At 69.8% G+C, this 14158-nt stretch carries 9 protein-coding genes; 4 read left to right on the top strand and 5 right to left on the bottom strand.

What is annotated here, in order from left to right; genetic code table 11:
- The first annotated feature begins 42 nt into the window (after positions 1–42).
- Positions 43–462 (top strand): Hsp20/alpha crystallin family protein, encoded by a 420-nt coding sequence (locus tag A9A59_RS02505; RefSeq protein ID WP_098502774.1) that lies wholly within the window; start codon positions 43–45, stop codon positions 460–462.
- Complete coding sequence (gene lon / locus A9A59_RS02500; RefSeq protein ID WP_098502773.1) at positions 459–2891, top strand: endopeptidase La; 2433 nt, start codon at positions 459–461, stop codon at positions 2889–2891. Before A9A59_RS02505 ends, lon begins: the two co-directional genes overlap by 4 nt.
- Here the strand turns inward: lon and A9A59_RS02495 are convergent.
- The 5 genes from A9A59_RS02495 to katG all read right to left on the bottom strand — a co-directional run bounded on the left by A9A59_RS02495 (position 2851) and on the right by katG (position 9120).
- Positions 2851–3225: a PIN domain-containing protein gene (locus A9A59_RS02495; protein WP_278286925.1), complete on the bottom strand. Its 375-nt coding sequence runs from the start codon at positions 3223–3225 to the stop codon at positions 2851–2853. The two genes, lon and A9A59_RS02495, sit on opposite strands and share 41 nt — an antisense overlap.
- 69 nt (positions 3226–3294) lie before the next feature.
- Complete coding sequence (locus A9A59_RS02490; RefSeq protein ID WP_098502771.1) at positions 3295–4167, bottom strand: hypothetical protein; 873 nt, start codon at positions 4165–4167, stop codon at positions 3295–3297.
- Between the two features lie 976 nt (positions 4168–5143).
- On the bottom strand, positions 5144–5689 hold the full coding sequence (locus A9A59_RS02485) for a disulfide bond formation protein B (protein WP_098502770.1): 546 nt from the start codon (positions 5687–5689) through the stop codon (positions 5144–5146).
- A gap of 251 nt (positions 5690–5940) precedes the next feature.
- Positions 5941–6714, bottom strand: coding sequence for a dienelactone hydrolase family protein (locus tag A9A59_RS02480; protein ID WP_098502769.1), 774 nt, complete (start codon positions 6712–6714; stop codon positions 5941–5943).
- 240 nt (positions 6715–6954) lie between these two features.
- Entirely contained in the window at positions 6955–9120 is a 2166-nt protein-coding gene (gene katG, locus A9A59_RS02475; protein WP_278286761.1) for a catalase/peroxidase HPI, read from the bottom strand.
- 212 nt (positions 9121–9332) lie between these two features.
- Between katG and A9A59_RS02470 the strand changes: the two genes are divergently transcribed.
- Positions 9333–10451, top strand: a complete 1119-nt coding sequence (locus tag A9A59_RS02470; protein ID WP_098502768.1) for a glycosyltransferase family 4 protein — start codon at positions 9333–9335, stop codon at positions 10449–10451.
- Between the two features lie 151 nt (positions 10452–10602).
- Positions 10603–14154, top strand: a complete 3552-nt coding sequence (locus A9A59_RS02465; protein WP_098502767.1) for a BadF/BadG/BcrA/BcrD ATPase family protein — start codon at positions 10603–10605, stop codon at positions 14152–14154.
- Positions 14155–14158: the final 4 nt, after the last annotated feature.

Here is a 14158-nt window from a genome sequence, read left to right as displayed (position 1 = left end):
TAGCCCGGGGCCCCCCGGCCCGGGCGCCGCGCAGGAGGCCCCGTGCGCTACCGCCGTATCAGCTACCGCTACGCCCTGCTCGTCCGCACCGGCCCGGAGCCGCTCGCCGCGGGCGTGCTCCCCGCGCGCGAACGCGTCCGCCTTGCCCAGCCCTGGTGGCGGCCCGCCGCCGACGTGACCGAAACCGCCGACGCACTTTCCGTGCTCGTCGAGCTGGCGGGCGTATCGGTCGAAGATATCGACCTGCTCTTCTACGACGACGCGGTCGTCATCGAAGGCCAGCGGCGGCTCCCGCCCCCGCCCGTCGATGCCCGCTACCACGCGGCCCAGGTCCGCCAGGGGCCGTTCCGGCTCGAAGTGCCGCTCCCGTGCAGCATCGACCCCGAAGGCACGCGCGCAACGTACGACAACGGCCTCCTGCTGCTCGAATTCCCGAAGACCAGCGGAGGTGCCGCGCGATGAGCAGCGAACCGTTCCAGGCGCCCGGCGTTCCCGCCGACGTTCCCCCGTCCCCCGATGAGGGCGGCATCGAGGTTCTTCCCGTCATGCCGCTCCGCGGCGGGACGGTCGTCTTCCCTTTCGCCGTCGTTCCCCTCGCGGTCGGCCAGCCGCGCTCCATCCGGCTGATCGATGACGTGATGCGCGCCGACCGGCGGCTCGTCTTCGTCGCCCAGAACACCGACGATGTCGACCTCGCCGGGCCGGACCATGTGTACCGCATCGGCACGATCGGCGTCGTGCACCACCTGGCCCGCGCCGGGGAAGGGACCCTGCAGGTCGTTGTCCAGGGCATCGAGCGCGTCCGGATCCTCGAGTTCACGGGGACCGAGCCGTACCTCCAGGCCCGGGTGGAGCGCGCGCCAGAGCGGCCGGCCGACGGCCCGGAAGGCGAAGCGCTCCGCCGGGCGGTGCTCGAACTGATCGCGAAGCTCGTCGCCGTCATCCAGCTGCCGCAGGAGTTCGTCGCCGCCGCCGAAGCGCTGACCGACCCGCTCCAGCTCTGCTACCTGGTCGGTGCGGCGATGCCGCTCAGCGGCGCCCAGCGGCAGGAGCTGCTCGAGCTGGACAGCGTCGAGGCCAAGCTCCGCAAGCTCATCGAGTTCATCCAGCATGAGATCGCCGTGCGCGAGCTCGGCCGGAAGATCGCCCAGGAGACGGAGCAGCGGCTTTCGAAATCGCAGCGCGAGTACTTCCTCCGCGAGCAGCTCCGCTCCATCCAGAAAGAGCTGGGGGAGGGTGAAGGCGAAGAGCTCGCCGAGCTGCGCCGCGCCCTCGATGAGGCCGGCCTCCCGCCGGAAGCCCGCGCCGAGGCCGACCGCGAGCTCGAACGGCTCGCCCTCCTGCCCGCCGGTTCGCCCGAGCAGGGGATCATCCGCACCTACCTCGACTGGCTGGCGAACCTGCCCTGGCAGAAGCTCAGCGGCTCCGCCATCGATATCGAACGCGCCCGCACGGTGCTCGACGAAGACCACTACGACCTCGACAAGATCAAGGACCGCATCCTCGACTACCTCGCCGTCCGCAAGCTGCGGGCCGAGCGCGCCGCCGCGGACGGCGACGGTCCCGACCTGCCGCCGACCGAGCGCGCCGCCGCCGAGCCGATCCTCTGCTTCGTCGGCCCGCCCGGCGTCGGCAAGACGAGCCTCGGGCAGTCGATCGCCCGCGCGCTCGACCGGAAGTTCGCCCGGGTGGCGCTCGGCGGCGTGCACGACGAGGCGGAGATCCGCGGCCACCGGCGCACCTACATCGGCGCGATGCCCGGCCGAATCATCCAGGCCCTCCGCCAGGCCGGCACGCGCGACCCCGTCATCATGCTCGACGAGATCGACAAGGTGGGCAGCGACTGGCGCGGCGACCCGGCCGCGGCCCTGCTCGAGGTGCTGGACCCGGCCCAGAACCACCGCTTCACCGATACCTACCTCGGCGTGCCGTTCGACCTCTCGGCCGTGCTCTTCATCGCCACGGCGAACACGCTCGATACCATCTCGCCGCCGCTGCGCGACCGGATGGAGGTGATGCAGCTCTCCGGCTACACCGAGGACGAGAAGCTGCACATCGCCGAGCGGTACCTGGTGCCGCGCCAGCTCCGCGCCCACGGGCTCAAGCCCGGCGAAATCGTGTTCGAGGCGGATGCGCTCCGCCACATCATCCGGCGGTACACCCGCGAAGCCGGCGTGCGCGGCCTCGAACGGGAGATCGCCGGCGTCGTCCGCCGGGTTGCCCGGCGCGTGGTCGAGGGCGAAGCGACCCCGGTGACCATCGACGTCGCTGCAGTCGAACAGTACCTCGGCCGGCCGCGCATCCCGGAGGACGCGTTCATCCGGATCGACCGGCCGGGCATCGCGACGGGGCTGGCCTGGACTCCCGCGGGCGGCGACGTGCTCCAGGTGGAGGCCGCCGCCATGCCTGCCGGCGAGGAGCGGCTCATCCTGACCGGGCAGCTCGGCGATGTGATGCGCGAAAGCGTGCAGGCCGCGCTCACCTGGGTCCGCTCGAACGCGGCGAAGCTGGGCATCGACCCGAACTTCTTCGAGCACAAGGCGGTCCACGTCCATGTGCCGGCGGGCGCGGTGCCGAAGGACGGCCCCTCGGCGGGCGTGACGATGGCGACGGCGCTCGTGTCGCTCGCCAGCGGGCGGCCCGTGCGCAGCGATGTCGCCATGACGGGCGAGATTACGCTGCACGGGCGGGTGCTGCCGGTGGGCGGCATCAAAGAGAAGGTGCTGGCGGCGCACCGGGCCGGCATCCGCACCGTGATCCTGCCGAAGGAGAACGAGCGCGACACCGAGGACGTGCCGGAGGAGGCGCGGAAGGAGCTGCGCTTCGTCTTCGTGACGGACGCGAGCGAAGTCATCCGGGAGGCGCTGGGCGAGGGGGCTCCAGGAGCGTAAGACCCTCGACCTGCTCGAAGTCGCGACGGTTGTTCGTCAGGAGGGGAAGGTCGTAGAGGCGGGCCGTGGCCGCGATCCAGGCGTCCTGCGGCGAGATGCCCAGGCCGCGCTGCCGCGCCTCGGCGTGGATTGCGGCCCATTCCGCGCACAGGGCGTTCGAGCTCGGAACGACAACGAGCCGCCGGAGCAGCTCCTCGAGCTCACGCACGCGCCGTTTGCCGAACCCTCGCTCCTTCGCCCAGCGGTACAGCTCGGCGACCGTCTGGAACGAGACGACGATGACGCGCCCTTCGAGGAGCGGGGCAAACTGCGCCGCGCGGGAGTCGTTGCGCAGGATAGGAGAGCACGTCGGTGTCGACCAGCACCCGGGCAGGCAGCGGCGCTGATGGCGAGGCGGGGTCGGTCACGATGCTTCGCGCCACCGCCGGAGGGTTTCGAGGAAGGCGTCTTCGTCCTCGCCCTCCCATGAGGGAAGCCGCAGCGCCGCGAGGCTGTGGACCGGGGCGACGCCCTGCCGGGCCTCGAGCTCCTCAAGCGTCGGGGCCCTCCAGAACGCTGCGGCGCCGTCGAGCGGGAGAACCTCGGCGACCCGCAGGCGCCGGCGGCGGCGGTCCTCCCACGTCCCGCGGACCGCGACGTACCCGCGCCGGTGCTCGTCAACGGCGTCGAGCTGCCCGGGTCCGAGGAGCAGCGTGGTGCGTGTGCCGTCTGCCGCCCAGAGCTCGGCCGTGCTGTCGCGATAGTCGATCTCGAGGAGTTCGCCGGCGACCCGCACCATGCCGGCCCCCCCGGGTGCTGCTTCGGCGGGGAGTTTCGTCCGTGCATCAACGGTGATCACCCGGTCGAGTCCGGTGCCGCTGACCTCCAGCCGGCCGCCCGCCCGGCAAACGGGCCGAACCGCCGCCACGAGGTGGTCGGCTGCAGCCCGGGGGAGGTCGGGCCGCTCACCGCGGGCGATGGCCGCGAATCCGCCGAGGGCGCGCTCAATGGTGCGTTCGGCGATGCTGGCGTCCCACAGCCCCTGCGGCCGGGCCATGCGCAGCGTGGCGGAGAAGCTGCCGGCACCTGCGTCGGACAGGACCAGGACGGCCGCCGCCCGGAGGGCCTCCGGAATGCGGCCTCGTCCGTGCGCCCGCCCCCATGCGTCTTCGACCAGGACGGTCACTGCGCGCTGGATGCCGTCGAGGAACGCCGCCAGCTCGGGCACACCGACCTGCCCGGGCTCCGTATTGGGAGTCTCGAGCGTGAAGTGAATTGCTGCACCATCTTCGCGCATGAAGGCCAGACTCCGGCGGGCTGGAATGACGGCCCGGGTGAGAAGCGTACTGTACCCGACGGCGGCGTCCCACTCCTATCCCGGTCGCGCGCGGCGTCCCGGGCATATCAATCGATGCTGAACAGCGCAGGTGGGGCGCTTGGGCGACCCGGTTGCCGGGTCCGGCCGACCGGATTTCTTGGCGCATGATGAGGAGCCAAATCTGCCGCGGCATCTCTCGTCGCGCCTAAAACCGGGACGGCATTGGCAGGCCTGCTCCCGCAACGCAGTTTGCCCCATGCCCCATCTGTTGGGCGCCTGTCCCGCCGGGCAGTCTCAACCCGGCGGCACTTGACAGTCGCCGGCGAAGCGGCTACACTTCGCGAGTGAGATGACTTACAGTCATCTGAGTTAATTTTTATCCTAATGGAGGTAATTATGATTTTTGGAGTTGACGTCCCTGGTAGTAATGCATACGATTTAGAAAAATGCTGGCTCACGTGGTTAAGGAAGGAGATTAAATCGAAAAGAAAACGTGCTTGTCTTACTCAATGGGAGATTGGAACAATGATGGATTATTCTCAATCGTATATATCGCAACTGGAGAACCATAATTCCAGATGGGATCAATTCAAAGTACGAGAATTCGTTGAAGCTTTTGGGATTTCTTGGAAAGATATCGCTCGTCGAATGCTCAATTGCATGAGTCGTGGCTGTCAAAGCTGCCCTTGCTTGCATAAGTATCGTTGATTAATATGCGATGAGTCGTTTCATCGCTAACTCTCAGACGACACATATGTACCGTCATGAGGTTTGGGTGAATATTGAAGACACTGATATTGAGGCTATGGCATTGACTAACAGACAAGAGTAACTGGTCGGCTTGGTCAGGGCCATCGTACGGATTCAAGCGGCGACAAGGCAGCGCACCGGGCGGCGAGGGGCGGGGCAGAGACGATGTAACGGTGCAAGGCCCCGCCTCAGCCTCGCCGCCCCCTCACACCAGGCCGCGCTCCTCCAGGTAGCGGACCCGCCAGGCCGCGGCCTGCAGCAGCAGGACCGAGAGGAACGCGCACCCCGCCATGAACGGGATCGACACGAACCCGAACTCCTCCACGAAGCGGACCGTGCACGAAACCGCTTCGCCGGTGCAGAGCGCCGCCTGGTCGGGGAAGAGTTCGAGCTGGTAGTGGTAGATGGAAATGGCCAGCCCGGCGCCGGCCAGCGTCACCACGTAGCGGGCATCGAGCCGGCTGCGCGTGACCAGCGCCACGCCGAGCAGGATCGCCAGGGGGTACATCGCGATCCGCTGGAACCAGCAGAGTTCGCACGGCGTGAAGTGGACGTATTCGGAGTAATAGAGCGACCCGGCCATCGCGATCCCGGCGATGCCGAACATCAGCTTCTGCCCGTGGACCGTGACCAGCCGGCGGATGGCCGCGGCGGCAGGGTGCTCGGCGGCGAGCATAGCGAACAGCACGGCGAAGACCGTCGCGATCGCGCCCGCCGCAAGAACAGGAGAAACGTACGGTTCGGACTCCATAGCACACCCGCGGGCGGAGCGGCCCGCGCATTCATTGTACGTTCAGCCCCGCAGATGCCCCGGACAGGCTGGGGAAAGACGTGATGGCCCGGACGTCCCCCGCCGCGCCGCCTACGCCGCCGTCCAGCCGAGGTCGACCGTGATGCCGGCGGCCTTCCCAGCGAGTTCCATCCTGCTCCTCCCGTAGCGGTGCTGCCGGCGCCCGGCGCGGTTCGAGGATGCCTGCCGGCGGCGGGGCGCGGCAAGGGGGCTCACGCACCGGGCGCCGGGGGCGAGCTGGCCCGGCCGAGGTGGCGGGCGAAGAACTCTTCCCACGCCTGGCGCTCGTAGGGCGGCACCTGCACATGGCGGCCGGGGTTGGCGTGGAGCGTCTTGTCGCTCGAACCGAGGGCATCGAACAGGGCGAGCACCGAATCGCGCGGGGCCACCTCGTCGTCCCACTGGCACATGACCATCGCCGGGACGGTAATCTGCCGGGCGAGCCGCCCGAACTCCTCGTTGCGGACCCCGGCGAGGCCGAGGACGGCGGCGCGAACCCGCGGTTCGCCGGCGACGAACGGGACGCCGATGGCGGTGCCCATGGAAAGGCCCCACCAGCCGACGGGGCCGTCGCCGACCTCCGGCAGGGCCTGCGCGGCATCCAGCACGGCCTTCCATTCGCCGACGGCGCGGGCCACGCGCGCTGCCAGCTGCTTCATCCGCCCGGGGTCGATGGGCGGGAGGCTGGTGGCACCGCGGAGGGCGCGGGCCTGCGCCAGCTCGGCCTCGCTGGCGCGCTCGCCGTGGCCGGGGTTGTCGATGCTGATGCAGGCGTAGCCCAGGTGACGGACGAAGCTCCGGGCCTTGGCGAGGATGGTGTCGACCCGCTTGTGCTGCATGCCGCCGTGGCAGAGGAGGAGCAGCGGGCGGGGGCCGGTTGCGCCCTCGGGCAGCCAGAGGATGCCGGGGACGCGTTCGCCCTCGACGTGGAGGTCGAAGCCGCGCTCGGTGACGCCCTGTTCGGTGGTTTCGCTGGTGAACTGCATGGTGGAACTCCTCCGGTGTGATGTCGAGCCGGGGAGTGTGAGGTAGGGGCGCGCTCCGGCCCCGGCGCTCGAACGGTGTTCGGGATTGTAGCGGGGCCGGACACCCCCTACCACCCCCAACCCCTCCAGCGCCGCCGCCTGCCGCACCCACGCCTCCAGCTGCGCCGACAATAAGGAGAAGCAGCAGGGCCCGGGCAGCGCGCCCGGGCCCCGCGGTTCCTTGCGTGAACGGCCTGCGCCTTACTTGTGCAGGTCGAACCGGTCGAGGTTCATCACCTTGTCCCAGGCCTTCACGAAGTCGCGCACCAACTTCTCCTGCGCGTCGTCGCAGGCGTACACCTCGGCCAGGGCCCGCAGCTCGGCGTTGTGCCCGAAGACGAGGTCGACCCGGGTGGCCGTCCACTTCACGGCGCCGGTCGCCCGGTCGCGGCCTTCGTACTCCTCCTCAGCCTCGCTCGTCGGCACCCACTGGGTGTTCATATCGAGCAGGTTGACGAAGAAGTCGTTGGTGAGGACGCCCGGCCGGTTCGTCAGCACGCCGAGCTTCGTCTCGCCGCTGTTCGCCGCCAGGGCGCGCATCCCGCCGACGAGCACGGTCATCTCCGGCGGGGTGAGCTCGAGGAGCGCGGCCTTTTCCACGAGCAGGTGCTCGGCCCGCTTCTTCAGGCCGGGCTTGCGGAAGTTGCGGAAGCCGTCGGCCTTCGGTTCGAGGTAGCCGAACGACTCGACGTCGGTCTGCTCCTGCGTGGCGTCCATCCGGCCCGGGGTGAACGGCACGGTGATGTCGAAGCCGGCATCCTTCGCCGCCTTCTCGACCGCGGCGCAGCCGCCGAGCACGATGAGGTCGGCGAGGGAGACGCGCTTGCCGCCCGCCGCCTGGGCGTTGAACCGCTGCTGGATGCCTTCGAGCACGCCGAGGATGCGGGCGAGGCGCGGCGGGTCGTTCGCGGGCCAGTCCTTCTGGGGAGCGAGGCGGATGCGGGCGCCGTTGGCGCCGCCGCGGCGGTCGGTGCCGCGGTAGCTCGAGGCCGCGGCCCAGGCCGTGAAGACGAGGTCGGAGACGGAGAGGCCGGAGCCGAGGAGGTCGGCCTTCAGCTTCGCGATGTCATCGGCATCGATGAGCGGGTGGTCGACCGGCGGGATCGGGTCCTGCCAGGTCCAGGTCTCCTTCGGGACGAGCGGGCCGAGGTAGCGGGTGACCGGCCCGAGGTCGCGGTGGATGAGCTTGAACCAGGCGCGGGCGAAGGCGTCCTCCAGCTCCTCCGGGTGCTCGAGGAAGCGGCGCGCGATCTTCTCGTAAACCGGGTCCATCTTCAGGGCCAGGTCGGTGGTGAGCATGATTGGCGCGTGCCGCTTCGAGGGGTCATGCGCGTCGGGGACGAGGTTTTGCGCCTCGGGGTCGGTGGGCACCCACTGCCAGGCGCCGGCCGGGCTCTTGGTGAGGTCCCAGTTGTACTTGAAGAGCAGCTCGAGGTAGGAGTTGTCCCACTTTGTGGGGGTCGGGGTCCAGGCGCCTTCGAGGCCGCTGGTGTAGGTATCGGGGCCCTTGCCGGTGCCGTAGCTGTTCTTCCAGCCGAGCCCCTGCTCATGCAGCGGGGCGCCGCCCGGCTCGGGGCCGACGTAGCTCGCGGGGTTCGCGCCGTGGGTCTTGCCGAAGGCGTGGCCGCCGGCGATCAGCGCCACGGTCTCTTCGTCGTTCATCGCCATCCGGCCGAACGATTCGCGGATGTCCTTCGCGGCGGCCAGGGCGCTGGGGACGGCGTTCGGGCCCTCCGGGTTCACGTAGATGAGGCCCATCTGGATGGCGGCGTACGGCTCATCGAGCTCGCGCTCGCCGTAGTGCCGCTCGTCGCCGAGCCACTCGTCTTCGGGGCCCCAGTCGATATCCTCCGGCTCCCAGACGTCTTCGCGGCCGAAGGCGAAGCCGACGGTCTTGAAGCCCATCGATTCGAGGGCGCAGTTGCCGGCGAAGGCGATGAGGTCGGCCCAGGAGATCTTGTTGCCGTACTTCTTCTTGATCGGCCAGAGGAGGCGGCGGGCCTTATCGAGGTTAGCGTTGTCGGGCCAGCTGGCGAGGGGGTCGAACCGCATCGTGCCGCGGGAGGCGCCGCCGCGGCCGTCGTGCACGCGGTAGGTGCCGGCCGCGTGCCAGGTCATGCGGATGAAGAGCGGGCCGTAGTGGCCGTAGTCGGCGGGCCACCAGTCCTGCGGGGTCGTCATCAGCTCGTAGATGTCCCGGCGGAGCTGTTCGACATCGAGCGTTTCGAGCTCCTTGCGGTAATCGAAGCCGGGGTCCATCGGGTCGGAGTTCGGGTGGTTCCTGCGGAGCAGGGAGAGGTCGGGCTGGTTGGGCCACCAGTCGCGGTTCCGTTTGCCTTTGAGCTTCATCGTGCCGTTGGCAGACATCGGTCGGTTCGTTTCCTCCGGAAAGCTGGGTGGATTGGCGGATGACAGGTTCCGGCGCCGCGGCGCCGGGCGGCCGGTCCCGGGAACTGGACTGTTTCCAGAACTGGTGCCGGTCCATTCTAGCAGCGGCCGGGAGGGGGCGGAAGGCGCAAACGAGACGGGCCGCCCCGGCGCCCGTAGCGGCCGGCTGGTGTATAACCCGCGGCACCGGCATGCGCATCGCCCTCGTCTCGCCCTATGACATGACCTTCCCGAGCGGCGTGAACGCCCATGTCGAGCACCTCGCGGTGGAGATGCGGCGGCGCGGCCACGATGTCCGCACCTTCGCCCCCGGGCCGCCGCAGCGGGAGCCCGACCCCTACCACATCACCCTCGGCCGCTCGGTGCCGATCCCCTCCGGCGGCTCGCTCGCCCGGGTCACCTTCTCGCCGAGCATCCTCGGCGCGGTGCGGCGGCTGCTCGAACGCGAACCGTTCGATGTCATCCACCTCCACGAACCGCTGGTGCCGGCGCTCCCGCCCGTGTTCCTGCGCTATTCGCAATCGGTCAATGTCGGCACCTTCCACGCCGCGCACGAGGGCGGCAGCCGGCTCTACTGGCTGACCCGGCCCGTGCTGCGCCGCTGGGCGGCCCGGCTCCACGGGCGGATCGCCGTCTCCCCGGCCGCGGCGGCCTTTACGCAGCGGTACTTCCCCGGCACGTACGAAATCATCCCCAACGGCGTCGACGTCGAGCGCTTCCAGTCCGAAGCCCCCTGTCCTCCCGAACTGGCGGCGCTCCGGCCGTACGTCCTGTTCGTCGGCCGGTTCGAATCACGGAAAGGGCTGCCGGTGCTGCTCCAGGCGTTTCAGCTGCTGGCGGCGCAGCGCCCGGGGGTCCGCCTGGTGGCCGTGGGCGACGGCGCCCGGCGGAAGGAGTACGAGGCCTGGGTGCGCTGGGCCGGCCTGCGCGGCGTCCACTTCGCCGGCTACGTCCCCGGGGCGCTGCTCCCCGCCTACTACCAGCATGCTGCCGCGTTCTGCGCCCCGAACACCGGCAACGAGTCGTTCGGCATTGTCCTGCTCGAGGCGATGGCTGCGGGGGCGCCGGTCGTGGCCTCCGATATCCCCGGGTTCCGCGCAGTGGTGACGCACGGGCAGAACGGCCTGCTCGTCCCCCCGCGCGACCCCGCCGCGCTGGCTGCCGCGCTGGACCGTGTGCTGGGCGATAGCGGGCTCGCCGCCGCGTTCTCCGGGGCGGGCCGGGAGCATGCCGCCGCCTTTGCCTGGCCCCGGATTGCTGCGCGCGTGCTGGAGTTCTACGAGCAGTCGCGGGCTGCCGCCGGCCGGTGAGCGGGCCCGGTTCGCCGCAAACTGGTGACACCGGTTGCCCCAACGAGGAACGAATGGACCAGTAATGCAGGGACGTTCGCGCGTAATCAGCCGGGCGCGCCCTCCCTAGCCTTCCCCAGCAAGGGACAGTTCCGCGCTGTGGAGGCAGAGCATGAACGACGAACGAGCACGCGGTGAGCTGCTCGTCGGCCTCGACGTCGGGTCGACGACGGTGAAGGCGGTGGTGGTCGACCCGGCCTCGTTCGCGATCCTCTGGAAGGACTACCAGCGCCATGAGACCCGCCAGCCGGAGAAGGTGCTCGAATTCCTCGAGCGGATCGAGGCCGCGTTCGGCGGCCCGCCGGAGCGGTTCCGGGTCTTCATCACCGGGAGCGGCGGCAACGCGCTCGCCGACCTGATCGGCGCGAAGTTCGTGCAGGAGGTGAACGCCGTCTCGCTCGCCGTCGAGCACTTCGAACCCGGCACGGGCTCCGTCATCGAGCTCGGCGGGCAGGACGCCAAGATCATCATCTGGGTCGAAGACCCGGCCACGGGGCGGAAGCGGAAGCTGCCCAGCATGAACGATAAGTGCGCGGGCGGCACCGGCGCCGTCATCGACAAGATCCGGGCCAAGCTCGGCATCTCCCCCGAAGCGCTGGCGGAGCTGCGCTACGACGGCATCCGCATCCACCCGGTCGCCGGCAAGTGCGGCATCTTCGCCGAGACCGACATCAACGGGCTGCAGAAGCAGGGCGTCCCGGCCGAAGAGCTCATCGCCTCGCTCTTCGATGCCATTGTTCAGCAGAACCTGAGCGTGCTGACGCGCGGCAATACGCTCCGCCCGCGCGTGCTCCTCCTCGGCGGCCCGAACACCTTCCTGCCGGGCCTCCGCGACGCCTGGCGGAACCACATCCCCCGCCTCTGGGAGGAGCGCCGCTTCCCGCTGCCGGAAGGGGTCGACCCCCGGGAGCTCGTGGTCGTCCCGCCCGATGCCCAGTACTTCGCGGCCCTGGGCGCTGCCCGCTACGGCCTCGCCGAGGAAGACGGGGTCGGGCGGTACCGTGGCCGCGCCGCCCTCGAAGCGTATGTGGAGCACGGCCGCGACCATCTCCGCGAGGCGACGGGCGGCCCGCCGCTCGTCAGCAGCCCCGAAGAGGCCGCTGCCTTCGCTGAGCGGTACCGGCTGCCGCCGTTCGGGCCGCCGGCCTTCCGCCCGGGCCAGGTGGTCGAGGGCTTCATCGGCGTCGACGGCGGATCGACCTCCACCAAGGGCGTGGTGATGGACCGGGACGGCACCCTCCTCGCCCGGGCGTACCGGCTCTCGGCCGGCAACCCGATCGACGACGTGCGCGCCATCCTCGCCGACCTCCGCCGCCAGGTGGAAGCGCAGGGCGCCCGCCTCGAAGTCGGCGCCATCGGCACGACCGGCTACGCCAAGGACATGCTGAAGGAGACCCTCGGGGCCGATGTGGCCGTCGTCGAAACGGTGGCCCACACCCTCTCAGCGCTCCACTACTACCGCGACATCGATGTCATCTGCGATGTCGGCGGGCAGGACATCAAGGTCATCATGCTCCAGGGTGGGAAGGTGAAGGACTTCCGCCTGAACACCCAGTGCTCGGCCGGCAACGGCTACTTCCTCCAGTCCACGGCGCAGCGGTTCGGCTACCGGGTCGAGCAGTACGCCGAGACGGCGTTCACGGCCCGGCGGACGCCGGTCTTCAGCTACGGCTGCGCGGTGTTCATGGAATCCGACATCGTGAACTTCCAGCAGCTGGGCTGGACGCGGGAGGAGATCATGGCCGGCCTGGCCGCCGTCCTCCCGAAGAACATCTGGCTCTATGTGGTGCAGGAGCCGAACCTCGCCCGGCTCGGGCGCCGCTTCCTCCTCCAGGGCGGCACCCAGTACAACCTCGCCGCCGTCAAGGCCCAGGTCGATTTCATCCGCTCGCGGGTGCCGGATGCCGAGGTCTTCGTCCACCGCTACTGCGGCGAATCGGGCGCCATCGGGGCGGCGCTGGAGGCGATGCGCGTGGCCGGCGTGCGCTCCACCTCCTTTATCGGCTTCGAGGCGGCCGAGCAGCTCGAATTCACCGCCCGCAGGGATGAATCGACCCGCTGCCATTTCTGCAAGAACAGCTGCCTCCGCACCTTCATCGATACGAAGACGCCGCAGGGCGAGGCGCGCCGCTACATCGTCGCCACCTGCGAAAAGGGCGCCGTCGAAGACGTGACCGATATGAAGGCGATCAAGGCGCGCCTCGATGAGCTGCGCCGGGCCCACCCCGACTTTGCCGACCTCGCAGCCCGGGAGGCGTTCCGCTCCCAGGAGGCGGAGCAGGCCCCGGAGCCGCGCCGCGGCTGGCTGCGCAAACGCCCCTGGGGCAGCCGGGGCGACCGGGCCCGCCGCGCCGAGCTCACCGTCGGCATGCCGCGGGTGCTCAACATGTACTCGCTCGCGCCGTTCTTCACGGCCTACTTCGAGAGCCTCGGCCTCAAGCCCTCCAGCATCTTCTTCTCCGAGTTCACGAACGAGACGATGTGGAAGGAGGGCTCCCGGCGGGGGTCGATCGACCAGTGCTTCCCGAGCAAGGTCGCCCTCGCTCATGTCCACCAGCTCGTCTACGGGCGGCGGAAGCCGGACATCATCTTCTTCCCGTCGGTCATCAGCCTCCCCTCCGAGCTGGAGCACACCCTTGATTCGGCCGCCTGCCCGACCGTGGCCGCGACCCCGAACGTCGTCCGCGCGGCGTTCACCAAGGAGGGCGACGTCTTCGCCGGGTTCGGCATCCGGTACTTCGACCCCGTGCTCGCGATGGCCGACCCGCCCCTGCTCGAGCGCCAGCTGCTCCAGTTCGCCCGCGCCGCCCTCGGCGACGTCTCGCGGGAGGAGAACGCGTTCGCCGTGCGGCAGGGCTGGCTCGCGCTCGAACGGCACCGGAAAAGCCTCCGCGCGCGCGCCCGCGCCGTCCTCGAGCAGCTCGAGCGCGAGCACCGGGTCGGCGTCGTCCTCCTCGGGCGCCCCTACCACAACGACCCCGGGCTCAACCACGGCATCCTCGAAGAGATCCAGAAGTGCGGCTACCCGATCTTCACGGTCGACACGCTGCCGGATGACGAGGACATCCTCGAGCGGCTCTTCGGCGAGGAGGTGCGGCAGGGCGTCATCCGCAGCCCGCGCGATATCCGCGACGCCTGGAAGAACGCCTACTCCGAGAACTCCAGCCGGAAGATCTGGGGCGCGAAGTACGTCGCCCGCCACCCCAACCTCGTCGCGCTCGACCTTTCGAACTTCAAGTGCGGGCACGATGCCCCGATCTACAACGTCGTCGAGGAGATCGTGGCGGCGACGGGGACGCCGTACTTCACCTTCCACGATATCGACGAAAACCGCCCCTCCGGCTCGATCAAGATCCGGGTCGAGACGATCGCCTACTTCCTCCGCCGCTATGAAGACCGGCTCCGCGCCGAAGCGGAGGCCGAGGTCCGCATCCGCGAGGCCGTGCGCGCCTATGAGGCCGCCCTGCGCAGCGGATACGGGCGCGCGCGCCCGGCCGCCGACGTGCCCGCGCCGCGGAACTGGGAGGGGCTGGTGCCGCTCGGCATCGCCATGAGCTCTTCGGGGGCTGCCGCGGCAGCCTGCGGCGGCTGCGCCGGGGGTGCCTGCGCCACGGGCTGCGCTCCCGCCGGCCAGCGCCAGCTCATCGACATCACCTCGCTCTAGTCCG

It is taken from the genome of Tepidiforma thermophila (assembly GCF_002563855.1).
In the GTDB taxonomy this organism is placed as follows: domain Bacteria; phylum Chloroflexota; class Dehalococcoidia; order Tepidiformales; family Tepidiformaceae; genus Tepidiforma; species Tepidiforma thermophila.
Note: the sequence above shows the minus strand (reverse complement) of the source record. Positions and strands in the feature narration are given on the sequence as shown.